This is a genomic window from Rhodococcus sp. MT28 (genome assembly GCF_058792695.1).
Genome location: NZ_JBXAFD010000001.1, coordinates 1,111,411 through 1,134,648, shown reverse-complemented (window position 1 = coordinate 1,134,648; position 23,238 = coordinate 1,111,411). Strand labels below are relative to the sequence as shown.

Genomic DNA, 23,238 nt, shown 5'->3' with positions numbered 1-23,238 from the left:
GTTCAGACCCATCCGTAATTGGTCTGGACCAATTACGGTAGGTGGCGCCGGGTAGAAGAAGGTGTGTCCTGAATGTCCGATTAATGAAGCGTGTGTGAACACCCTGCAGTGCTTGGTACCGGTATACCCGGCTGCGTTTATGGCAAAGTCGATGGAGTGGACCTACGTCAGATCGAGTACTTCCTTGCCGTTGCCGGTGGTGAGTCCTTGTCGACGGCTGCGCAGAATCTGTCGGTCACCAAGCCGTCGCTGTCGCAGGGTATTCGTGGCCTCGAGCGTGAACTCGGAGTCGAACTGTTTCACCGCGTCGGTCGCGGTTTGGTGCTGACGGCAGCAGGTCGGGCGTTGGTAGGGCCGGCGAGGCAGATGACTCGCAGCAGCGCGGCCGCGTTCGACGTCGCGATCGGTACGGCCGACGAGCCTCGTGGCCGGCTCGACATCTGCTCCGCGGCACATGGTCTCGAAGGTCCGATCGCACGCATCGTGGCAGACTTTCGTGAGCGGTGGCCTGCTGTGACCGTTCGGGTCGGTGAGTTGCCGCAGGGTGCAACGTCTGAGCAGGTGTTGGCAGACGGCGCGTGCGAGGTGGTCTTCAGTTACTGGCCACCCGACATGTCGGCGCTGTCCACGAAAGTGTTGGGGGTGAACGAGTACTGGCTGGCAGTGCCGTCGGGGGTTCATCCTGACGTCTGGCCGAATGGTGTGAAACCCGCTGCGGGAGAGCCGGTGTCATTGACGGCATTGCCCGATCTCCCCGTGGTGGGTGTGCTCAAACACTCGCGGGCTCGCCTTGCCATCGAGTCGTCTCTGCAGGCCGCCGGGGCCCGGACTCGGATGTCGACGGAGTTGGCGCAGCGGGAGACCGTCGGCGCGTTCGTCTTTGCTGGTTTGGGCATGGCATTCATGGAGCGTTCGTTGGCCGAGAGGTCGGTCGCGTCCGGCGCGGAGATATTTCCGGTGGAGCCGGCGATCTCACTGAATTACGGCGTCGAGTTCGATCCGGAGACGCTCTCGCCGTTGGGCAGGCTGTTCGTGGAGGGCTTGTGACGTGGGGAGATGTTCTCGATGTACGCAGACCCGGCCGGTGAGAGCGGGCCGTCGCGGTAGACCAAGATCGTCTGCCGGGTGATCGGTGGGAAAAGCGAGCGAACCTCAGATGCCGGGGAGTCTTGTTCGGCGATCGATCTGGGCAGCAGCGCGGCGCCTACACCTTGCCCGACCATTTCCCGGACAGCAAGGCGATCAGGTACTTCCACGACGACGTCGGTGAGTTCCAGATCGTCGTCGATCGAGTGCCCGCGCCGAACTGCGGATGCCTCGACCACCATCGGCAGGCGCGCGACCACGGTGCGCGGAACCGGATCGGGGAGGTCTGTGGCCAGGCGAATGGGGATCGACAAGACCGTTTCCTGGGTGCTCACGGCAATTTCTCGAAGCCCGTCGGAGACTTCGGCACCCGGGTGGGTCTCGAGAAACCCGAGTTCACACGTACCTGCTCTCACGAGCGCGCGCACGTCCTGTGCGTTGGCGGAGGCGTTCGTGGAGAACCGAATTCCGGGTGCCGTCAGATGGAGGCGTCCGGCGACCTCTGCAACAGGGTCGATGGCGAGATCGGACTGAACCGCTATGGCGAGTTCCCCGGCGCGCAAAGCGGTTACCGCAGCCACCGCGGCCTCGGCCCGAGCAACGTCGGCGAGCAACGTACGGGCAGAATCGGCAACTGCCAGTCCGACCGTGGTGGGAGCCAGACCGCGAGTGGTGCGCTCGAAGAGTGTGGCTCCGAGAGCTCGTTCGAGGTTGCGCACGGCCTGCGAGAGGGACGGTTGCGAGATACGCAGGACGTCCGCGGCGGCAGTGACGCTGCCGTGATCGACGACCGCGACGAGATACTGCGCGCTGCGTATGTCCATCCCGGGTGCCTGCATCTGACGAATTCTCCCAGATGACGGACCCTTGGCGGCGGTGACTTGCTGCGACCTGCTGACATAGGTCTGAGCTATGGCTCTGTGCGCCTTCTCGTCTTTGTGGCGCAGGCCATAGCGATGGTCGACTGTTCCAGTACCACCGACCGCGGTTCGTGCTCGGTGAGTACCTGGAACACAGGAGCGTGATGTGAGCGAGCTTCACCTACCCAACCGGATACGCCACTCGGCGTCGACACGGCCGTCCGATCCGGCAATCACGTGCGGCGACCGAACGTTGACTTGGGCTGAGCTGGATGGCGAGACCAGCACCTTGGCGAGTGCGCTGGCAGAAGTGACCACAACGGGTGCTCGTGTCGGTGCGCTACTGCGTATGGGGCTCGAAGGTGCGGAAACCTTCATCGCATGTGCGAAGGCAGGCGCTGTGTTCATACCGTTGAACTGGCGGCTCAACCCACTCGAACTCGTCGACATCGCCGAGGACGCGGAGCTCGACGTCTTGATCGTCGATGACGAGTTCGCCGCGGGGGCGGCGGCGATGTCCGCAGCGTTGCCGGACATCGAGGTCATAACCGTGGGAGCTGCAGGGGGCCTGCCGGATTCGCGAACCTGGGCGGAGTTCGTGGCATCAGGTACCGGTGTCGACCCCGGACACGGGCACGATCCGGACGCAGCAGTTCTGCATCTGTACACGTCCGGGACAACCGGCCGGCCCAAGGGCGTCGTGGCCACGCACCGGAATCTGTACAACGAGCCCGAGGGGTTCGATGTCTACGAATTCGGTTCGAATGCAGTCGCACTCGATGCACTTCCCCTCTTTCACATCGCCGGTGCCGGCTGGATGAGTACATGCTTGTCGGCCGGAGTGCCTTTGGTGCTGCTCGGAGACATGGCGCCGGCTCGGGTCGCTGATGCCATCGCGACCCACCGCGTCACCCACGCATTTCTGGTGCCTGCAGTCATTCAGACGCTGGTAGATCTGCCGACTCTCGACAGTTTCGATCTGACCAGCCTGGAGGTGGTCGCCTATGGGGCGTCACCGATCACTCCGGCGCTCCTCGCCCACGCGATGACTGTCTTGAACTGCAAATTCGTTCAGCGATACGGGATGACCGAGACGACGGGTTCGGTATCCGTCCTTCGTGCTTACGACCATCATGTGAGCGGGCCGCGTTCGGAGTTGCTTCGCTCTGCGGGCAAGCCGATGATCGGCGTCGAGATCTCGATTCGAGACGTCACCACTGGTGAGGAATTGCCGCCCAATAATTCCGGTGAGATCGTCGCGCGCAGTAGAAACAACACTCGCGGATACTGGCGACGTGACCGTGAGACCGCCGAATTGTTCACCCACGACGGTTTCCTCCGAACGGGGGACGCCGGCCATCTGGACGACGAGGGGTATCTGTTCGTCACCGATCGACTCAAGGACATGATCATCACCGGCGGAGAGAACGTCTATCCGATCGAGGTGGAATCCATTCTGGCCGAGCACCCCTCGGTCGCCGAGGTCGCGGTGGTCGGGGTTCCCGACAAGCGCTGGGGTGAATCCGTGACCGCAGTGGTCAAACTGGTCGACGGTGCCGACGTGCCGAGCGTCGACGAGTTGATCGCTTTCAGCACAGCGAAGTTGGCGTCGTACAAGAAACCTCGCCAGATCCATTTCGTGGACTCCCTACCTCGCAACGCGAGCGGAAAACTGCTCAAGTCGAGCCTCCGGACCATGCTGAACGCGAGCGGAGAAGCATCATGATCGTGACCGAAGACGTCGGTGTCGCACAACGTGAGGCATGGGCGAACAAAGTCCTTCCACCGGTCGAACAGGTGCGGGACGGATTGTGGTCGATCCCCGTTCCCATGCCGGACAACCCTTTGCGTTACGTACTCGTCTACGCACTCGCGCTCGACGACGGACTTGCCCTCATCGACGTCGGTTGGGATCACGAACAGTCCTGGCAGGCTCTCGTCGACGGCATAGCATCGATCGGATACCACGTTTCCGAAGTGCGCTATGCGGCAATCACGCACCTGCATCCCGATCACTTCGGCCTGGCGCCGCGTCTTCGGCAGGTCAGCGGCGCAACGCTTGCGATGCATGTGGCCGACGCGACGCTCCTCGGATACCACGGTCCCGAGCAGACCCGCGACGACATCAGTGGCTGGAACCTGCAATTGTCCGAACTCGGCGCACCGGCCGAAGTGCTCGACGCGTCTCGGGTCGACCTGGTGCGGTTCGCCGAGCATGAAACCATCGACATTGTTCTGGGAGATGGGGATTCACTCAACCTGCCCGGTTGGAATCTCCGCGCCCAGTGGACACCGGGGCACACTCCCGGACATCTCTGCTTCGTGGAAGAGGCCAGAGGCTTGTTGTTCAGCGGCGATCACATGCTGCCGAGGATCAGCCCGAACATCTCCACGATTCCCGGTGAACTCGAGAACCCACTTCATCGTTATCTTCTCTCGCTCGAGGCGACGACAACACTGGGCGAGTGCGAAGTGCTTCCGGCACATGAATATCGATTCCGTGGGATCGCCGATCGTGCACGTCAATTGATGGGGCACCACGAGGAGCGATTGGCGGAGATCGTGGCTGCGGTGCAGGATGAGCCTGAATCCACGGCCTGGGAACTCTCACGCACGATCTCCTGGTCTCGCCCGTTCGAACAGATGTCGCCGCGACTACTTCGCTTGGCAGTCCGCGAAACCCATGCTCATCTTGTTGTTTTGGCCAAGCGGGAGATCGTGACACCGTCCGGCGGCACACCCGTGCGCTGGAGCATTCGCGCGCAGTGACCTTTCAAGAATCTCATCACGGAAGTAGGAACCGAACATGAGCGTCGTGCTCACCGACTTCGCCGACGGCGTTGCCATCATCACCCTCAATCGTCCCGAGGCCAAGAACGCGGTCAATCTCGAACTTGCCGAAGCCTTGGCTGCGGCCATCGACGAGTTCGAGGAACGCTCCGATCTCACCATCGGCATTCTGACCGGAGCTGGTGGAACCTTCTGCGCCGGTATGGATCTGAAGGGATTTGCGCGCGGAGAGCGGCCATCGCTACCGGGTCGTGGTTTTGCCGGTCTGACCGAGGCTCCGCCGTCGAAGCCGCTGATCGCAGCCGTCGAAGGTTGGGCACTCGCCGGCGGTTGCGAACTGGCCTTGGCGGCCGACTTGATCGTGGCGTCCACGGACGCGAAATTCGGCCTGCCCGAGGTGAAGCGGGGACTTGCCGCGGCCGCCGGCGGACTCCTACGTCTGCCGAAAATTCTTCCGTATCAGTTGGCCATGGAAATCGCGATCACGGGGGATCCGCTCAGTGCCACCGTGGCGCACCATCACGGCTTGGTCAATCGGCTCGCCGAACCGGGACAGGCGCTGACCGTCGCACGCGAGCTTGCGGCCCGAGTAGCGGCTAACGGTCCACTGGCTGTTCGCGCGACCAAGCAGGTACTGGCAATGTCCGCCAAGTACACCGATCCGGATGCCTTTGTGGCGCAACGCGAATTCATCGATCCGGTCTTCACCTCTCGTGATGCCAAGGAGGGCGCCACGGCATTTGCCGAGAAGCGCTCTCCCGTGTGGAGTGGTTCATGAGTGCCGAGACGATCGAGCGTGCGGCCGTAAGCATCGAACGAGACGGTGCTGTCGCGACGATTGTTCTCTGTCGGCCGCACCGCCGCAACGCTCTCGATCTCGACGCCTGGATCGCTCTACGTGAAGCAGTCCTCGAACTTCAAGAGGACGCGCAGATTCGCTCGGTGATCCTGACCGGCGCGGATGGGACCTTCTGCGCGGGCTCCGATCTGGACAAGCGTGGCTCGTCGCACCCGCTCGATCGCATGCGTGTCATCAACGCAACGGCAATCGCACTGAGTGAGTTTCCCAAACCTCTGGTGGCGAAGGTCGACGGGTTTGCCGTCGGAGCCGGATGGAACATGGCGTTGCTCTGCGACTTCGTCGTGGCGGCCAAGGGTGCGAAGTTCAGCCAGATCTTTGCCAAACGGGGGTTGTCTGTCGACTTCGGTGGTTCGTGGATCCTGCCGAGACTGGTCGGCCTCCAACAAGCCAAGCGACTGGTGATGCTTGCCGAGACGATCGACGCACAGGAAGCCTACGAGCTCGGGTTGGTGACTTATCTGGTCGAACCGGCCGAGCTGGACGAACACACGTCAACACTGGCGCAGCGGCTCGCCGCCGGCCCGCCGGCCGCACTGAGTCAGTCTGCCGCCATGCTCGAACGTCACACCTCCCTCTCGTTGCGGGAGGCCTTGGACAACGAGGCGAGGGCGCAAGCGGTCAATTTTGCGACGGATGCCACCGACGCGGTTCGTGCCTTCGTGGAAAAGCGGGAGCCGATCTTCACCGGAGAGTGGGCCGTACCAGGGGCAACTCGGGTGGAGTGAGCGACGGATCGCTGGTCGTATGATGGATGAGTGGATCTGCACTTCGTCACCTACTTCGTCGCTGTTGTCGACCACGGTGGGATAACGAAGGCCGCTCAGGCTCTCTACATTTCGCAGCCCTCTCTGTCACAGGCAATTCGTACGCTCGAGCGTCGACTCGGCGCCACGCTGTTCGACCGGACGGGCAGGCGGTTGGTTCTTACCGACGCGGGCCGCACGTTCGATCTCGCGGCCAGGAGAATCCTTGCCGACGTCGAGCGCGCGAAGGCGAAAGTGACCGCCGTTCGCGAACTCGAGTTCGGTCGTGTCGACGTCGTCTCGTACTCGGCGTTCTCGATCGATCCGATGGTCGAGTTGGTCCGGCGATTCCGGGCCAACTTCCCGAAGATCGTCGTGCGTGTTCTCGACACGTACGGCCCGGCCGGGATCGACAATGCGTTGCGGCGAGGGTCGGCCGAGGTCGGCGTCACCGATCTGAGTATCGGGTACGAAGGTTTGGTCACGGCTCCGATTGCCACTCAGGAGTTGGTGCTCGCCACCCATGCGTCGTTGTCCGGCCGACTTGCAACGCCGTTGGCGGATCCGGTTCCGCGAGCGCTCTTGCACAGTTTGCCGCTTGTGGTCGATCTCGGTGATCAATCGAATCAGTTCCGGGGCTTGCTCAGCGAAGGCGCCGAGAACGTAGTCGTGGACTGTGTCCACCCTGTGACCACGTGGGAACTCGTGCGTCGAGGAATCGGCGCCACTGTAGTGCCGAGAAGGGTTGCACAACAGCAGATGACAGACGTCTGCGCCTTCTCCTTCGATCCGCCGCTGACACGCGACGTCGGTATCGTCTATCGCTCGGGCGAGCAATCCCCGGCGGCCGCTGCATTCATCGCGACGGCTGCGGAAATGGCCACCTCCGCCGTTCCGTCCACGGAAGAGGAGTGAACTGTGGAGTTCCGGCAGATGGAGTACTTCCTCGCAGTGGTCGAGAACAAGGGGATCAACGGCGCCGCAGCGGCTCTCGGCGTTGCTCAGCCGACCGTGTCACAAGCGTTGCGCGGGCTCGAACGTGAACTGGGAGTGAGGCTGTTCCACCGCATCGGGCGCGGCATGGTGCTCAGTGCTGCCGGTCGCAGTCTGGTCGGCCCGAGTCGACAGGTTTTGCGAGACGTAGCTGCGGCGGCTGAACAGTTGACGGCATCCGATGGCGCCATCGTCGGTCGCCTCGACATCATGGCTTTCCCTGCACTGACCTCGGGGACGATCGTCGATCTGATTGCGGAGTTCTGTCGACGGTATCCGCAAGCACGAGTCAGATTCTCGGAACTCGAGCGTGAGGACAATCTGGAAAGTCTCATCCGGGACGGCCACTGCGAATTCGCGGTGGCTCATCTGCCGCTCGAGGCGGGCGAAGGGCTCGAAATCGTCGAATTGGGGGAGCAGGAATACCGCCTGGTCTACCCGGCGGGAACGGAACTACCCGAGGGGCCGGTACGCCTTTCGGAAATGCCGGACATTCCCATGGTATTCGTTCCTCGCGGGGCAGCGATGGGTGACGCGATCGAAGATTCGATCCGAAAGGCCGGTACCAGAACGGAACTCGCGGTGGTGACCGAGCAACGGGAGTCGCGGCTCCCGATGGTCATCGCCGGACTCGGCGGTTCGTTGGTCGAGCGCTCGGTGGCGAAATCGATGCCTGGTCAGGTGGTGGAACGGGCCTGCGAGCCGAGATTCCTGCGTGCGTACGGTCTCGCCTTCGACCCCTCGACGTTGTCGCCGGTGGGACAGGTATTCGTGAACCTGATCCACGAGTACCTGTCCGACGAACGCCGGTCACAGCACTAGAGTCGGCAGATTCGTTCTCGCGCGGCAGAGTACTCGGCGGCGAGACGCTCTACTACTGCATGCGTCGGAAGGACTGCATCGATCGCTCCGATGCCCTGTCCGGCGCCCCAGATGTCACGCCAGGCCTTGGTATCGGTGTCGTTGGTCGCGAAACTCATTGCGGATGGATCGGATTCGGCCAGGTTGTCGGGGTCCAAGCCGGCGGCAACGATGCTGCCCCGCAGGTAGTTTCCGTGTACTCCGGTGAACAGGTTGGAATAGACGATGTCGGAGGCCCCTGAACCCACGATCATCTCCTTGTACGCAGGATCCGCGTTAGCCTCTTCGGTTGCGATGAAAGCTGATCCGACGTATGCCAAATCGGCCCCGGCCGCGAGCGCAGCGAGAATCGAATCACCATGAGCGATGGCACCTGACAACAGCAGTGGACCGGCGAACCACTCACGAATCTCCCGAATCAGGGCAAACGGCGACTGCCTACCGGCATGACCACCGGCCCCGGCAGCTACCGCGATCAGTCCGTCGGCGCCCTTCTCGATCGCCTTGCGTGCAAAGCGATTGTCGATGACGTCATGGAGAACGATTCCGCCGTATGCGTGGACTGCGTCGTTGATGTCGGTGCGAGCGCCGAGGGACGTGATGACGATCGGAACCTCGAACTCGGCGATGGTCGCCAGATCCTCTTCCAGGCGGTTGTTGGACCGGTGGACGATGAGGTTGACGGCAAATGGCGCCGACGGATTCTCCGGGTGCTCACGATCATGTTCCTCACGAGCCACGGTGATCAGTTTGAGCCAATCCCGAAGTGCCGACTGCGGACGAGCATTCAGTGCCGGGAAGGACCCGATGATGCCAGAGGTGCACTGCGCGATGACGAGGTCAGGAGTCGAGATGATGAACATCGGTGAAGCGAGAACCGGGACACGCAGTTGCGACGTCAGGTCTGCGAAGGTCGTCACCTGGAACCGCCTTTCTGATCGACGGATTCGAGAAGTCTCGAGCGGAGGTCGGTCTTGAGGACCTTACCGGCAGCCGATGTCGGAAGGAGTTCTACCTCGACGACTTCGCGAATCTTCTTGTACGGCAGCACCTGCTCGGCGACGAACGCCTTGATCTGCTCGGCGTCGAACTCGGCGCCCGGAATCATCACCACGAAGGCTACGGGCTCCTGGCCGTTGCTCCCCACTTCGCGGCCGACAACCGCAGCAGTCGAGATCGCCGGGTGCGAAACCAGAATCTCTTCGAGTTCCCGCGGATAGACGTTGTACCCCTTGTAGATGAGCATGTCCTTGGCCCGGTCACAGATGAAGAGGTATCCGTCCGAGTCCAGGTACGCGATGTCTCCCGTGTCCAACCAGCCGTCGACGAACTGTTCTGCGGTGGTTTCCGGGTGTCCGAGATAGCCGTCGGTGACCTGAGGCCCACGCACCCACAGTTCGCCGCGTTCGTTCTCGCCCAGAACGGTCTTCCGGTCGAGCTGATCGCGAATCTGGATTTCGGTGTCGAAGATCGGGAGGCCGACGCTGCTCTGCCGATATTCCGAGCCGTTGATCAGCGGAGCGGCCGTGACCACACAGGTGGCCTCGGTCAGCCCGTACCCTTCGACGACGAGCGCTTTGGGAAATGCCCGGCGGAGTGCGGCGAGCGTGACACTGTCGATCGGGGCGGCACCCGAAGACACGACGCACACGCTGTCGGTGTTGCGCACCGTAGCGTCGGGATGAACCGACAGTGCGTGCCACATGGCGGGAGACCCGGTGAGATAGGTGGCCTCGTGCTTTTCGATCAGCTCGAGCATCCGGCCGGGTTCGAACCGACCGGCGAACACCTGGGTGAGACCGGAAATCAACAGGAACGACGTGTTGAGCAACGAATGTGCGTGGAAGAGAGGGGAGACCACGATGGTCGCCCCGGTCCCGGGCGTCGGACCGAGCACGTCGAGGCCGTCGATGCGTCGAGGCGTGACGAGACCGTCAGGACCTGCTTCCAACTCGTGACCGGTTCTCCACCCACACATCTGCGTGATGTTGCCGACGACGTTGCGGTGAAGAACACGAACACCTTTGGAGACTCCGGTGGTTCCGCCGGTGAACGCGATGTGTGCGATGTCGTCGCTACGAACCGAGGCAGGGGTGAATTCGGTGGGTAGATCGGCGATGAAGGAGTCGAATGCGACGACCGACTCCGGTGTGTCGAGCGCGCCCTCGGTGTCCTGGACCATCACGATCGTACGCACGGAGGTTCCTGAAGCGGCCGCGAGCAGTACGTGCAGCTGCGAACTCTGAGTCACTGCAGCAACGGCGGACGTCTCTTCGATCTGCTTGCGCAGGCCGAGCTCTGGCTGCAGTGGGTTGACCAATGTGACTGTCGCCCCGGCCTGTAGGCATCCGTAGTAAGCCTGGAGGAACTCGACGCAGTTCCCGAGGTGCATCAACACCACGTCGCCGACGCCCACCCCGGCTTGCCGCAGTGCGCCGGCGAATTGCGCACTGCGCTGACCGAGTTCGCGGAAGGTGCACGTACGCTCGCCGTCCACGACGGCGAGGCGGTCACCGTAGAGCGCCGCCATGCTGGGCGCCCAGTACGCCATGGTGGTATCCGGGTATTGCATGTTGTGCCGCAGTTGTGGATTGGCGATCACGCTGGTGCCCGTCACCGGGGAGCCATTCGGATAGCGCCGTCGAGTCTGATGGTCTCGCCGTTGAGGTAGCCGTTCTCGAGCATCGAGACGGCGAGCTGGCCGAACTCGTCCGGACGACCCAGTCGTGAGGGATTGGGAACAGAGGCTTCGAGGGCCGTGCGCACGTCTTCGCGTAGGCGCGCCAGCAGGGGAGTGTCCATGATGCCGGGAGCAATGGTGTTTACGCGGATTCCGCGGCTGGCGAGATCGCGGGCAGCGGTGACCGTCATACCGACGATGCCGGCTTTGGACGCTGTGTAGTTGATCTGACCGATCTGACCTTCGAATGCTGCGACCGACGCCGTCATGACGATGGCACCTCGCTCACCGTCCACGGCGTCGAGTTCCGCCATCCGCTCGGCGCCGAGACGGAGTGCGTTGAACGAACCGACAAGATTCAGCTTGACGACGAACTCGAAATCTTCGACCGATCCGGCTTTTCCGTCCTTGTCGAGAATGCGCATACGACGCCCGGCACCCGCGCAGTGGACGACGCCGCGGAGGCCGCCGCGCTCGTGCGCCGCGTCGAGTGCTTCGGCGAATTGTTCGCTGTCGGTGACGTCGGCCGGGGCGAATTGTGCGGCAGCACCGAGATCGGCCGCCACCTGCTTACCGTCGGACGAAGGCAGATCGATCAACGTGACCTGCGCTCCGGCGTCGAGCAGCCGTCGAGCGGTTGCCAGGCCGAGGCCTGAAGCGCCGCCGGTGATCGCGGTGGAAAGTCCCTCGAGTTTCATGGATCAATTCTTCTTTCCTGCTGGATGACGTGTCGGCCCGAAAGCGTTGTCGGGTCAGATCAATTCGAGGATGGTCGCATTGGCCATGCCGCCGGCCTCGCACATCGACTGGAGACCGTAGCGAATTCCGTTGTCGCGCATGTGATGTGCCAGGCGAGTCATCAAGATCGCACCTGATCCGCCGAGTGGGTGGCCGACCGCGATAGCGCCGCCGAGCGGATTCACACGATCGATGGCTGCGCCGGTTTCAGCCTGCCAGGCAAGCGGGACGGGGGCGAATGCCTCGTTGATCTCGAAGGCGCCGATGTCGTCGATGGACAATCCGGAGCGGTCCAATGCCTTTGCGGTGGCGGCAATCGGACCGGTGAGCATGATGACCGGGTCGTCGGCTGCGACCACTGCGGTGTGAATACGAACGAGCGGCTTCCACCCGCGTGCCCGGGCGTACTCGCTGGTCGTGACGAGTGTGGCGCCCGCCCCGTCGGAGATCTGAGAAGAGTTGCCGGCGTGGATGGCACCGTCGGTGTCGAAGGCCGGGGGCAACTTCGCGAGCGACTCCACACTTCCGCCTCGCCGAATGCCTTCGTCCTGGGACAAGCCCGCGATCGGAGTGATCTGCCCGGTGAATGCCCCTTCATCGGTGGCACGGGCCGCGAGTTCGTGTGAGCGGAGGGAGTATTCGTCCAGAGCTGTTCGTGTGAGTGCCCATTTGCGGGCCATCATCTCGGCGCCGGTCCCCTGGCTGAAACCGTCCACCCCGTAGCGTTCGAGTACCGAAGCCGGAAAATGCTCACCGTTCTTGCTGGCGGTACCCATCGGTACTCGTGACATCGATTCGACGCCTCCGGCTACGACCACGTCGTTCTGACCGGAGATGACGGTGGCCGCAGCAAAGGAAACTGCCTGCTGGCTCGATCCGCAGGCCCGGGTCAGTGTGACGCCGGGAACGCTGTCGGGCCAGCCGGCAGCGAGTGCCGCTGTGCGGGCGATGCTTCCGGCCTGCTCGCCGACCTGACTGACGCAACCCCAGATCACGTCGTCGACCGTCGCCGCGTCGAGTCCGGTCCGTTCAGCGAGCGCACGCAGTACATGGGCGGACAACTCGACCGGATGGATCTCCGAGAGGGCGCGGCCACGACGGCCGATCGGTGTACGTACTGCGTCGACGATGACGGCATCTCGCATGTATCTCTCCTGCTGTTCGTGCCCGGTTCTGCGACTGTGCGGTCGGGGCGTGTCTCGAGTCGATCACGAGCGGGTCGACCCGGCAATGTCTTTCGGTGAATGGCTTTGTTAGCGAATGGCTATACGTGGAGTACTCAGCCTCGGATGAGCTTGCGATCGCGCTCGGGATTGGCGAAGACGAGGACCAGAACCGCGGCGATCACTCCGATGACGCCGATTGCCTGGAAGGACTGGGCGTAACCGTCGGCCGGGGTTGCAGCGTTGTCCACGATGACTCCCGTTGCGTAAGGAGCAATCAGGCCACCGATCGACATGATGGCGAGGAAGAATCCCATCGTTCCGGCAGTCTGCTGCGGCGGGCACAGCTCCGAGATCGCAGCGTTGATGAGCGGGAAGGTGATTGCCGAGAACCCGTAGCCGATCGAGACCATGGCGACAGCGACGATGGGGGTGGAGATCTGTGGCAGGAACAGGAGAATCGATCCGCAGATCAGAACGCCGACACAGGGAACGATGACGCGAACCGTACGAGAGGTGAAGCCGCGGCCGATCAACTTGTCCGTGACGGAACCGGAGGTGATCATGAGGACGAGACCGACGATCGAGGGCAGCGCGAACATCGAACCGGCTTGCATCGCACTGTATCCGAGGCCGACCTCGAAGTACGACGGCAACCAGGTGAGAACGACGGTGGTCAGCGCGTAGATGGTTGCGATGAGGAAGCAGCAGCTGACGAAGGTGCGGGAGAGCAGGATCTTGCGCCACGGAACGTTGGGCTCGGTGACCGCCTTCGTGGCTGTCCCGGCTGCCTCGGTTGCTTCTGTAACTGCAGTCTTGGTCGCCTTGACGGCCTTGCTCGTGTACGGGCCCTCGGACCAACCGGCCAGCCAGCAACCCATCCACACGAGACCGAGAACGGAGAGCGAGAGAACCGCTGCGCGCCAGCCGTAATGAACGGCGATGAAGGTCAGTACCGGCGCGAGAGCGATCTTTGCGACAGAGGCGGATCCGGCGAGCATTGCGCCGGGAAGGCCGCGCTTGGCCGGCGGGTGCCACGAGTACGCCGCGGTGTGCATCAGCGCCGAACTGGGGCCTTCGGCAAATCCGAGGAGCATGCGCGAGACGATCAACATCGCGAGGCTGGCGCCGAGAACGAGGGGGAGCATGACCACGGACCAGATTGCGGCCAGGATCAACAGCGCCCAACGCAGGGTCAGGTACTTGTTGAGCGGTCCGGCGAGGAATCCACCGATGCAGAACATCAGGAAGAAGAGCGAGCCGACCATGCCGATTTGCGAAGACTTCAGTCCGAGCTCACGAGCGAGGGGCTGAGCGATGATTCCGAGGACTGCCTTGTCCGCGTAGTTGACGATGTAGAGGAAAACGACGAGCCCGGTCATCGTCCACGCACGCTTGCGAGTACCGAAGACGGGAACTGCTGACGAATCTGGCGTTGCTGTTGCTTCGGGCTGGACGTCGTTACGCTGTGGCGCGATGGGGGTCACGTGGCGTCCCTTCGAGACTGGTGGGCGGATGCGATCGTGCTCGAAGCGCGGCCTCGAAGCGATCGATGGTGGTGTGTTTGCCGGCTGACTCATTCAACGTGTTCTGGATCACTTTGAGCAATGTCGCGTCGATGATCGGAACGATAGCGGTTGCCTATGTATCCCAGGTCAGGCCATATTGGTACGCCCTATCGGACGCATAGCCGATGAGTGTTGGATCGAATGCGGAACATTGAGGCAAGGTGAGATCAGGATCACCCTGTCCCCTTGACCGACTGGAGTTCATACATGCAGCGCACCGTGTTCAACGAGGATCACGAGGCATTCCGGGCAACCGTTCGCGATTTCATCGCGAAGGAAGTAACCCCGGTCCACGAGAAGTGGGAAGAGGACGGTCACCCGCCCCGTGACTTCTACCGACGACTCGGAGAGCTGGGCGTACTCGGAATTCAGGTGCCGGAAGAATACGGCGGAGGCGGCGAGAAGTCGCTCAAGTTCAACGTCGTCGTCGCCGAGGAAGTTGCTGCCGCCGGGGCGTCGTTCGGCTCGCAGTCGGTGCATACGAACCTGATCCTGCCCTACCTGCTCGAGTACGCGAACGAAGAACAGAAGAGCCGCTGGTTGCCGGGCTTCGCTTCCGGAGATCTGATGTTCGCGATTGCGATGACCGAACCGGGAACAGGATCGGATCTGGCGAACATCGCGACCACGGCCAAGCTGTCGGAGGACGGTACGCACTACGTGGTCAATGGTTCCAAGACGTTCATCACCGGTGGAGTACTTGCCGACCGCGTCCTGGTGGTGTGCCGTACCGCGCCCAGCACAGCGGAGAACCGGCGCACGGGGTTGTCGATTCTGGTGATCGATACGTCGTCGCCCGGATACTCGGTGGGGCGCAAGATCAACAAGATCGGGCTCAAGACCTCCGACACTGCGGAGCTTTCGTTTGTCGACGTCAAGGTGCCCGTCGAGGACCGACTCGGAGAAGAGGGCGACGGCTTCAGCTATCTGACCCACAACCTGGCTCAGGAGCGGTTGACCATCGCGTTCGGAGCGGCCGCCACTGCCAGTGCAGCGCTTCGCTTTGCCATCGACTACGTCAAGGACCGCAAGGTGTTCGGCAAGCCGGTCGCGGCCTTCCAGAACACCAAATTCGTTCTGGCCGAATGCGCTACCGAGGTTGATGCCATCCAGCTGGTGTCCGACAACGCACTCGAATGTCATGACCGCGGCACTCTGACGATTCCCGACGCAGCGAAGGCGAAACTGTTCTGCACCGAGGCGGCAGGTCGAGTGATCGACAAGTGCCTCCAATTGCACGGCGGGTACGGCTACATCACCGAGTATCCCATCGCGCGTCTTTACGCAGACACGCGTGTCACACGAATCTACGGTGGCACAAGTGAAGTCATGAAGACCATCATCGCGAAGGATCTTGGTCTCTGACGCACTCTCGACATGTTCTCGGCCTCGGAACAAATGTTCCGAGGCCGAAAACATCTTCCGGGTAGGTCAGTTCGCCGGAACCCCGACCACGCCGTCCGCGATCAGCGTCGAGGCGTGATCGGCGTTGGTTCCGAGGATGTCGGCGAGCACCGCGATCGAATCGCCGCCGACCTCGGAGGCGGGTCCGGTACCCAGGTGTGCGCCGTCGAACGAGGCAGGATTGGCGGCAGCCAGGTAGCTTCCGATTCGAGGTTGATCGAGTGCGGAGAACATCGGGTTGTTCTCCAGTTCGCCAGATTTCACCACTTCCTCGAAACTGCGGTACCTCTCGAACAGAACCGACGATGTGTCCAGCGCTGCAGCGATCTCGGCGCCGCTGTGTTCCCGGAACCAATGTGAGAACAGAGCAGTGAGTACCTCTCGATGACGGTAGCGATCCGCTTCGGTGGAGAAGTCGGCTCCGAGCGCAGCTTCGACAGCGTCGACAGCCGCCGTGGTGCCGGTGACCGACGCAAGGTCGCGGAAATGGCGGGTAGTGAGTGCAACGATCATGAACCGTTCGTTGTCGCTGGAGACGAAATCGATTCCGTACGTGCCGTAGACGGCGTTTCCGCCGGACTCGCGACTGCGACCGTTCACTTGTACCTCGGTGAGGTAACCGAGGGTTCCCGCGGTGGCCAATGCGACGTCTTCGAGTGGGAGCGTGATCCGAGATCCATGTCCGGTCGAGTCACGTTGGCGCACTGCGGCAGTGATCGACAGGGCGGCGTAGAGCCCGCATGCGACGTCCCAGGCGGGCAGTGCGTGGTTGACAACTCCGGCGTAGTCGGCGGGGCCGGTGATCTGTGGAAATCCCAAGGCGGCGTTGACCGTGTAGTCGACTCCGGGGCTGCCGTCGCGGCGTCCGAGGATCTCGAGGGTGATGACGTCGCTACGCAACTGGGCCAGGGAGTCGTGGCTCATCCACTTACGGCCGCCGGCGTTGGTGACCAGGATTCCGCCGCCAGGTCCCGGCGCCGTGACCAGTTGGCGTATCAGTTCTTGGCCGCGTTCGGCGCGCATGTCCACTGACAGTGACCGTTTGCCTTTGTTGAGTCCGGTCCAGTAGATGCTCTCGCCCTTGTCTGTGACGGGCCAGCGATTGTAATCGGAGGCACCTCCGATCGGGTCGATCCGGATCACCTCGGCGCCGAGTTGGGAGAGCGTCAGTCCGCACAGCGGCGCGGCGACAAAGCTCGAGACCTCGACGATGCGAAGCCCGGACAGCGGGCCTGGGCTCTGAGTCATGTGTGGTCCTCCGTGATAGAAGAGTGTGTGCTCATGCCATCAACACGGTGAAACGCCAGTCGAGAACCGGAGTTTGTGTTGCAGAAGCATTGTGGGAGAACACGAGCGAACGCAGTTGCACTGCGGTTCCGTGTTCGAGGGGCGACGAGTTTTCGACGTGCAGTTCGCTCGTGAGGGTATCGCCCTCGTGAACGGGTCCGGTGTGATCGCACGAGTGCCACCCGAGAACCGTCACCACGTTGGGCAGAGCGCGAGTCGCCTGGGCGAGTGCGATCCCGATGGTGTGGCCGCCGTAGACGAGGCGACCGTGGGCGCCGACGCGATCGTCGTGGTGCGTCGCTGCGATGTTCAAGCTCAGCCGGGCAAGTTCGGGTGCGCTGGAGACGACGTCGCCGCTGCTGTGGAAGACGGAGCCCACCAAATCGGAATCGAAGTGCCTGCCGGGTACCCGCTCTCGATACGTGTCGAGGTCCCAACCGTCAGGTGATACGTACGGAGCCGGTTCGGACGGACCGATCGCCCCGAGGTCGTCGGCGTGGCGAGTTCTCGCCTCGATCGGGTCGGGGCTCAGGGGGAGCATGGCGCAGCGGTAGAAGTCGAGGACCGTGTTGCCGTTCTGATCAGCAGACGTCATCCGTAGCGCGGCAAGTCCGGTGGCGCCGCGTCCCGGCTTGGCCGAGTTCTCGCGTAGACCGACAACCTCGGTGCGCGTGTACAGGGTGTCGCCGAGTACCGGGAAACGGTGGAATCGCAGTCCACGGTAGAAGAGGTTCGCCTTGACGTGGTGTGTGACCACGGTTGACTGACCGATGGCGATGTCGGTGACCAGTCCTGGATTCGCCACTGGTGCAACGGAACCCGTGACGCTCGACGACAAGTGTGCGTCGAGAGGCAAGCGCATGCGGTCACCGAGGATCGCCTGATGGGAGGCGGCGAGTCCACTGGTCAACGTCACCGCGGGGGCTTCGTCGAAGATCTGACCATGGGTGAGCTCGTCGAAGTACGGGCCTCCCACGTAGTGCTCGCTCATACGGTGACTCCTTCGGCTCGGGCAAGCGTACGACGCGCTGCCACGGCCACAGCTTCGTCGAGCATCTGGCCGTCGAGTTGGGCGGCACCCGAACCCAGGGTTTCGGCTTCTTCGAGTGCGGTCAGTACCCGTCGGGCGTCATTGACGGCGTCGTCCGAAGGAGTGAATGCGGTAGTGGCCGAGTCGATCTGCGCCGGGTGGATGACCCATTTGCCGTCGAACCCGAGAGCGCTGGTCCAGTGCGCGGCGCGGCGGAAAGCGTCGTCGTCGGTGATGCCGAGAAAGGGCCCGTCGATGGCTGCGACGCCGGCTGCGCGGCAGGCGATCAGAATTCTGTCCTGGACGGCAAGCCAGTGTTCAGGCAGTGCCGAGCGTGAACGGCCGAGCGCTGCACCGAGATCGGCGTATCCGATGATCGCGGCTTGGAGACGAGGAGTCGCGCGGGCGATGGAGTCGGCATTCTGGACGCCGAGCGGAGTTTCGATCAGGGCTTGCAGGGTGGTGTGGTGCCCACCGGCAGTGAAGAGGATGTGCTCGGCCTCGAGTAGTTCGTCGGCGGACTCGACCTTCGGGACGATCACGCTCGTCAGCGATTCTCCGAGGGCGCCGCAGGCGATCAGGTCGTCGCGGGCCCATGGTGTGGTCAGGCCGTTGATTCGGACCGAGATGGTGCGCGCCCTACCGAACTCGTGCACCAAGGTGCTCACGAGGGTTCGCGCCAGGTTCTTGTTCGCCGAAGTGACGGCATCTTCGAGGTCGAGAATCACCTCGTCTGCGTTCGAGAAGAGTGCTTTGCGTGCCTTGCGCTCGTCTGAACCCGGCGCGACCAGGGACGCGCGACGTCTGGTGGCGCGGTAGTGGTTCTCGTCCATAGTGTGTCGATTACCTCGATCTGGAAATCAAATGTACGGCCAGTTGTGAAGTGGATGAGCTGCCGTGAACGGCGTTGATGTGCACCGAACTGCCTCGATGCTGGCAGTTGCTGCGTATCGATGTCAAGGCGCGGTATTGACATTGCGCGAACAATATCGAAATATGGCCGTACAAACTTATTTCAAGTCGAGGCGGATTCATGCTCAAGCTCAACGACGAAGAGACATTCCTGATCGAAACCGTGCGCCGGTTCGTCGACCGAGAGGTCAAGCCCACGGTCCAGGAGGTGGAGCACGCGAACGAGTATCCCGAGAAGTGGATCGATCAGATGAAGCAGATCGGGATCTACGGGCTCGCGATTCCCGAGGAGTACGGCGGATCGCCGGTGTCCATGCCCTGTTATGCGCAGGTGACGCAGGAACTGTCACGCGGATGGATGTCCCTGGCGGGGGCGATGGGCGGTCACACGGTGGTCGCGAAACTCATCTCGCTGTTCGGTACCGAAGAGCAGAAGGTGAAGTACCTGCCGCGAATGGCAACCGGCGAGATCCGGGCAACGATGGCCCTCACCGAGCCCGGCGGAGGTTCCGATCTGCAGGCCATGACAACCAACGCCAAGAGCGACGGCACAGATCTGGTCGTCAACGGCGCCAAGACATGGATCACCAATGCCCGCCGATCCGGCGTGATCGCCTTGCTGTGCAAGACCGATCCAAGCGCAAGCCCTCGTCATGCGGGCATCTCGATCGTTCTCGTCGAGCACGGCGAAGGGCTGACCGTCTCCCGCGACCTCCCGAAGCTCGGATACAAGGGCGTCGAGAGTTGTGAACTGTCCTTCGACAATTACCGCATCTCCGAGTCGGCCATTCTGGGCGGTACTCCCGGAAAGGGCTTCGGGCAGATGATGAAGGGACTCGAGACCGGCCGTATCCAGGTGGCTTGCCGCGCACTGGGCGTCGCCACGGCCGCACTCGAGGATTCACTTGCCTACGCGCAGCAGCGCGAGAGCTTCGGCCAGCCGATCTGGAAGCACCAGTCGATCGGCAATTACCTCGCCGACATGGCAACGAAGCTGACGGCCGCACGGCAGCTGACGTGGCACGCGGCGCAGATGTACGACAGCGGCGAGCGGTGCGACATGGAGGCAGGCATGGCCAAGCTGTACGCCTCCGAGGTGGCGATGGAAATCGCTTTGTCCGCCGTCCGCATCCACGGCGGTTACGGCTATTCGACGGAGTACGACGTCGAGCGGTATTTCCGTGATGCACCACTGATGATCGTCGGGGAGGGAACCAACGAAATTCAGCGCAACGTGATCGTTTCGCAGCTGGTTGCCCGCGGCGGTCTGTGACGGATCGGTGAGCAAGTAGGATCATGTCGCTATGAGCGGTAAGGAAAGAGAGACGGAGCCGGCGTACCAACGCCTCTCTCGTGAGCTTCGTCAGCAGATCTCTGCCGGTACCTACCGCGACGGCATTCAACTGCCCACCGAATCCGAACTGGCGCAGCATCACGGCGTGAGTCGGCAGACGGTCCGCCGAGCCTTTCACGATCTGGTTGCCGAGGGCATCGTGTACCGCGTACCCGGGCGCGGAACGTTCGTGACCGAGAACAGCGGCCGCTATCTCCGTCATCTCGGATCCATCGAAGATCTCATGAACCTTTCGCGGGACACGACGATGGAAGTGGTGTCACCGCTGCACCGGCGCGTGGACATCGAGGCGGCCAGTCGGCTTCGGCTCGACACCGACGTCGTGTACACCGTGGTCTTCCGGCGGATACACGAGGGAGTTCCGTTCGTGCAGACGACGGCGCATCTGCCGGAGGCGATCGCGCGGCAGATCATCGACCTGCCCGCCATGGCGGCCGGTGCGGTGAGCGCCAATACGGTGATCGGCTTGCTGGAACCGCTGATCGACAGTCCGATTGTCGAAGCAGCACAATCGATCACGGTGTCCCCGGCCACGGCGGACGTTGCCAGGGACGTCGATTGCGAAATCGGCCACGCCATGTTGCGGGTGGACCGTTTGTACTCCAACGCGCAGGGCGTTGCCAACGAGTTGTCGGTGAGCTATTTCTTGCCGGAGCAGTACACGTATCGGGTCACGCTGCGCCGCGGCGCACATTGACGCTGCGCCGCGGCGCACATTAGCGCTGCACTTTTCTTTGCTGTTCAACACCTTTCAGGAGAGAACTATGCGAATTTTCAACGGAATCGACGAAGTAGAGACGGCTGTCGGTGAGCACTTGGGCTACAGCGCGTGGTTCCCGGTCACACAGGATCGGATCGACGAGTTCGCCGACGCCACCGAGGATCACCAGTGGATTCACGTGGATCCCGAGCGCGCAGCGCAGGGTCCGTACGGCGGCACCATCGCCCACGGCTATCTGACTCTCTCGTTGTTGCCGGTGCTCGGCGCTCAGGTGATGCGTGTCGACGGAATCTCCATGACCGTGAACTACGGAAGCAACAAGGTGCGATTCCCCGAACCGGTCAAGGTCGGTTCTTCGGTGCGGGCAGGTGCGGAGATTCTTTCCTTCGAGCGCACCGCGAAGGGCGCGACGATAGTCGTGCGGTACACGATCGAAATCGAAGGAGCGGGTAAACCTGCGCTGGTAGCGGATACCGTGCGCCTGTTGGTCTCCTGAATCCTTTTCCATTCTTCCAGAACGAGATTCGAGGTCAGTTGTGAAACGAGCAGCATTGGTCGCGCCGGTCAGAACCGCGGTGGGCCGTTTCGGAGGGGCACTTCGTGACGTGCCTGCGGAAAGTCTGGCTGCCACCGTCGTCAAGGAGACCGTGCGTCGTAGCGGAATCGATCCGTCCCGCATCGACGACGTCGCGATGGGGCAGTCGTATGCCAATTCGGAGGCACCGTGCATCGGAAGGTGGGCGGCGCTCGAGGCCGGGTTGCCGATTTCGGTAGCCGGCTTCCAGACGGATCGCCGATGTGGAACGGGTCTGCAGGCCATCGTTTCCGCGGCCATGATGGTCCAGACGGGTGCGGCCGACGTGGTTCTCGCGGGTGGCGTCGAATCGATGAGCGGGATCGAGCACTACACCACCGGAGCGCGGTGGGGCACCAGATCCGGTGGGCTGCAACTGTTCGACCGCCTCGATCGTGGCCGCGAGCGCTCGCAACCCGAGTGGCGATTCGGTCGGATCAGCGGAATGATCGAAACGGCCGAGAACGTCGCGACACGCTGCGGGATCACGCGGGAAGAGTCGGACACCTTCGCCGTCGACAGCCACCGAAAGGCAACACTGGCAAGAGAATCCGGCCGCTTCGATGCCGAAATCGTCGCCGTCGAACTGACGGATCGAAAAGGGAACGTCACACAGTTTCGTGCTGACGAGGGGATTCGTCCGGATACCTCACTCGAAACCCTGGCACGGCTGCGTGCGGTGACCGAGGGAGGCGTCGTGACCGCCGGTAACGCCAGCCAGCAGAACGACGCTGCGGCAGCGATGTTGGTTGTCGCCGAGGATCGTCTGGACGAGCTGGGGCTGGAACCCATCGGGTTCCTCGACAGTTGGGCCGCGGCCGGTTGTGAACCGGCGCTGATGGGCCTCGGGCCGGTTGCCGCCGTCTCGAAACTGTTTGCTCGCACCGGTGCACGCTTTGCCGATTTCGATCTGGTCGAGCTGAACGAGGCGTTTGCGTGCCAGGTTCTCGGCGTCGTGAAGGAATGGGGATTCGAGGACCTCGATCGCCTGAACGTCAACGGTTCCGGCATCTCGCTCGGGCACCCCGTGGGAGCGACGGGTGCGCGTATGGCAACAACCGCGCTTCACGAACTCGGCCGACGCGGCGGCGGAAAAGCGCTGTTGACCATGTGTATCGGCGGTGGCCAGGGTATGGCGGCCGTGGTGGAGTCTGCCTGACGAGGTTCGCTTCTGGGTACACTTGCGGCGGGGGATCGGAAGTTCTACGGAGGCAGTCGGTTGACGAATGCAGGCGCAGCAGACACCAGTGGCGCGCTGAGCGTCGAGGATGTTCGTCGCGCCAGGGCCGCACTCGAGGGGCTCGATGTCACCAGTTGGTCCGGTCGCTTCGAGCTTCTCTCCGACACCAACCGTCTGCGTCTGTTGCTCTGCCTTCATCACGCACCGGGTATCTGCGTCACGGATTTGTCCGTGGCGCTGGGGATGAGCGGCACAGCCGTCTCACATGCGCTGCGGCTACTGCGTAGCCAGGGGTGGGTGAGCGCGACCCGCGACGGCCGATCGATGCGATACCAACTGGCGGACGACACCGTTCACCAGCTGCTGCATTCGATCGGCGCCACACATTTTCACGACGAGACACCCACCCCCGGGCACACGCACAGCTGAGCG

Annotated in this window: 22 protein-coding genes; 13 read left to right on the top strand and 9 right to left on the bottom strand. The window is 62.7% G+C overall.

Going from position 1 to position 23,238, the window contains the following annotated elements:
- Positions 1-156: 156 nt before the first annotated feature.
- Positions 157-1,047 (top strand): LysR family transcriptional regulator, encoded by an 891-nt coding sequence (locus AC1Q6C_RS05450; RefSeq protein ID WP_030537198.1) that lies wholly within the window; start codon positions 157-159, stop codon positions 1,045-1,047.
- Here the strand turns inward: AC1Q6C_RS05450 and AC1Q6C_RS05445 are convergent.
- Positions 981-1,925, bottom strand: a complete 945-nt coding sequence (locus tag AC1Q6C_RS05445; RefSeq protein WP_042923979.1) for a LysR family transcriptional regulator — start codon at positions 1,923-1,925, stop codon at positions 981-983. The genes AC1Q6C_RS05450 and AC1Q6C_RS05445 overlap by 67 nt on opposite strands.
- Positions 1,926-2,112: 187 nt before the next feature.
- Between AC1Q6C_RS05445 and AC1Q6C_RS05440 the strand changes: the two genes are divergently transcribed.
- From AC1Q6C_RS05440 to AC1Q6C_RS05415, 6 genes are read left to right on the top strand one after another with little or no spacing between them, the layout of a single operon-like run.
- Positions 2,113-3,672, top strand: coding sequence for a long-chain-fatty-acid--CoA ligase (locus tag AC1Q6C_RS05440; protein WP_492666413.1), 1,560 nt, complete (start codon positions 2,113-2,115; stop codon positions 3,670-3,672).
- Positions 3,669-4,715, top strand: a complete 1,047-nt coding sequence (locus AC1Q6C_RS05435; RefSeq protein WP_042448546.1) for an MBL fold metallo-hydrolase — start codon at positions 3,669-3,671, stop codon at positions 4,713-4,715. Before AC1Q6C_RS05440 ends, AC1Q6C_RS05435 begins: the two co-directional genes overlap by 4 nt.
- Before the next feature lie 37 nt (positions 4,716-4,752).
- Complete coding sequence (locus AC1Q6C_RS05430) at positions 4,753-5,514, top strand: crotonase/enoyl-CoA hydratase family protein (protein ID WP_492666412.1); 762 nt, start codon at positions 4,753-4,755, stop codon at positions 5,512-5,514.
- On the top strand, positions 5,511-6,323 hold the full coding sequence (locus AC1Q6C_RS05425; RefSeq protein ID WP_030537193.1) for an enoyl-CoA hydratase/isomerase family protein: 813 nt from the start codon (positions 5,511-5,513) through the stop codon (positions 6,321-6,323). Before AC1Q6C_RS05430 ends, AC1Q6C_RS05425 begins: the two co-directional genes overlap by 4 nt.
- A gap of 30 nt (positions 6,324-6,353) precedes the next feature.
- Positions 6,354-7,256 carry a LysR family transcriptional regulator gene (locus AC1Q6C_RS05420; RefSeq protein WP_492666411.1) on the top strand — a complete coding sequence of 301 codons (903 nt, stop codon included), beginning with the start codon at positions 6,354-6,356 and terminating at the stop codon, positions 7,254-7,256.
- Positions 7,257-7,259: 3 nt separating this feature from the next.
- Complete coding sequence (locus AC1Q6C_RS05415; RefSeq protein ID WP_003939949.1) at positions 7,260-8,156, top strand: LysR family transcriptional regulator; 897 nt, start codon at positions 7,260-7,262, stop codon at positions 8,154-8,156.
- Here the strand turns inward: AC1Q6C_RS05415 and AC1Q6C_RS05410 are convergent.
- The 5 genes from AC1Q6C_RS05410 to AC1Q6C_RS05390 all read right to left on the bottom strand — a co-directional run bounded on the left by AC1Q6C_RS05410 (position 8,153) and on the right by AC1Q6C_RS05390 (position 14,356).
- Positions 8,153-9,058: an NAD(P)H-dependent flavin oxidoreductase gene (locus tag AC1Q6C_RS05410; RefSeq protein ID WP_202427117.1), complete on the bottom strand. Its 906-nt coding sequence runs from the start codon at positions 9,056-9,058 to the stop codon at positions 8,153-8,155. The genes AC1Q6C_RS05415 and AC1Q6C_RS05410 overlap by 4 nt on opposite strands.
- A 53-nt stretch (positions 9,059-9,111) precedes the next feature.
- Complete coding sequence (locus AC1Q6C_RS05405; RefSeq protein WP_166503000.1) at positions 9,112-10,767, bottom strand: class I adenylate-forming enzyme family protein; 1,656 nt, start codon at positions 10,765-10,767, stop codon at positions 9,112-9,114.
- 41 nt (positions 10,768-10,808) lie between these two features.
- Positions 10,809-11,573 (bottom strand): SDR family NAD(P)-dependent oxidoreductase, encoded by a 765-nt coding sequence (locus AC1Q6C_RS05400; RefSeq protein WP_003939944.1) that lies wholly within the window; start codon positions 11,571-11,573, stop codon positions 10,809-10,811.
- Between the two features lie 54 nt (positions 11,574-11,627).
- Positions 11,628-12,758 carry a thiolase family protein gene (locus AC1Q6C_RS05395; protein WP_492666410.1) on the bottom strand — a complete coding sequence of 377 codons (1,131 nt, stop codon included), beginning with the start codon at positions 12,756-12,758 and terminating at the stop codon, positions 11,628-11,630.
- Between the two features lie 134 nt (positions 12,759-12,892).
- On the bottom strand, positions 12,893-14,356 hold the full coding sequence (locus tag AC1Q6C_RS05390; protein WP_492666409.1) for an MFS transporter: 1,464 nt from the start codon (positions 14,354-14,356) through the stop codon (positions 12,893-12,895).
- Between the two features lie 195 nt (positions 14,357-14,551).
- On the opposite strand from AC1Q6C_RS05390, the gene AC1Q6C_RS05385 reads away from it, so the two are divergent.
- Positions 14,552-15,709, top strand: a complete 1,158-nt coding sequence (locus tag AC1Q6C_RS05385) for an acyl-CoA dehydrogenase family protein (protein WP_003940617.1) — start codon at positions 14,552-14,554, stop codon at positions 15,707-15,709.
- 66 nt (positions 15,710-15,775) lie between these two features.
- Here AC1Q6C_RS05385 and AC1Q6C_RS05380 read toward each other — a convergent pair whose 3' ends face one another.
- Genes AC1Q6C_RS05380 through AC1Q6C_RS05370 form a run of 3 tightly spaced genes read right to left on the bottom strand, consistent with a single transcriptional unit; the run spans position 15,776 to position 18,898 of the window.
- Positions 15,776-16,996 (bottom strand): CoA transferase, encoded by a 1,221-nt coding sequence (locus AC1Q6C_RS05380; protein ID WP_054188392.1) that lies wholly within the window; start codon positions 16,994-16,996, stop codon positions 15,776-15,778.
- Between the two features lie 31 nt (positions 16,997-17,027).
- Positions 17,028-18,026, bottom strand: coding sequence for a MaoC family dehydratase (locus tag AC1Q6C_RS05375; protein WP_042923986.1), 999 nt, complete (start codon positions 18,024-18,026; stop codon positions 17,028-17,030).
- Positions 18,023-18,898, bottom strand: coding sequence for an HpcH/HpaI aldolase/citrate lyase family protein (locus AC1Q6C_RS05370; protein ID WP_064443704.1), 876 nt, complete (start codon positions 18,896-18,898; stop codon positions 18,023-18,025). Before AC1Q6C_RS05370 ends, AC1Q6C_RS05375 begins: the two co-directional genes overlap by 4 nt.
- Positions 18,899-19,098: 200 nt before the next feature.
- Here AC1Q6C_RS05370 and AC1Q6C_RS05365 point away from each other — a divergent pair, with 200 nt between their 5' ends.
- From AC1Q6C_RS05365 to AC1Q6C_RS05345, 5 genes are all read left to right on the top strand, one after another.
- On the top strand, positions 19,099-20,250 hold the full coding sequence (locus tag AC1Q6C_RS05365; protein WP_003940468.1) for an acyl-CoA dehydrogenase family protein: 1,152 nt from the start codon (positions 19,099-19,101) through the stop codon (positions 20,248-20,250).
- A 31-nt stretch (positions 20,251-20,281) separates the two neighbouring features.
- Positions 20,282-21,028 (top strand): GntR family transcriptional regulator, encoded by a 747-nt coding sequence (locus AC1Q6C_RS05360; protein WP_042448526.1) that lies wholly within the window; start codon positions 20,282-20,284, stop codon positions 21,026-21,028.
- Between the two features lie 67 nt (positions 21,029-21,095).
- Positions 21,096-21,548: a MaoC family dehydratase gene (locus AC1Q6C_RS05355; RefSeq protein ID WP_492666408.1), complete on the top strand. Its 453-nt coding sequence runs from the start codon at positions 21,096-21,098 to the stop codon at positions 21,546-21,548.
- Positions 21,549-21,588: 40 nt separating this feature from the next.
- A complete protein-coding gene (locus AC1Q6C_RS05350) occupies positions 21,589-22,785 on the top strand; it encodes an acetyl-CoA C-acetyltransferase (RefSeq protein ID WP_063315757.1) in 1,197 nt (398 codons plus the stop codon).
- A gap of 60 nt (positions 22,786-22,845) precedes the next feature.
- Positions 22,846-23,235 (top strand): ArsR/SmtB family transcription factor, encoded by a 390-nt coding sequence (locus AC1Q6C_RS05345; RefSeq protein WP_003940184.1) that lies wholly within the window; start codon positions 22,846-22,848, stop codon positions 23,233-23,235.
- Positions 23,236-23,238: the final 3 nt, after the last annotated feature.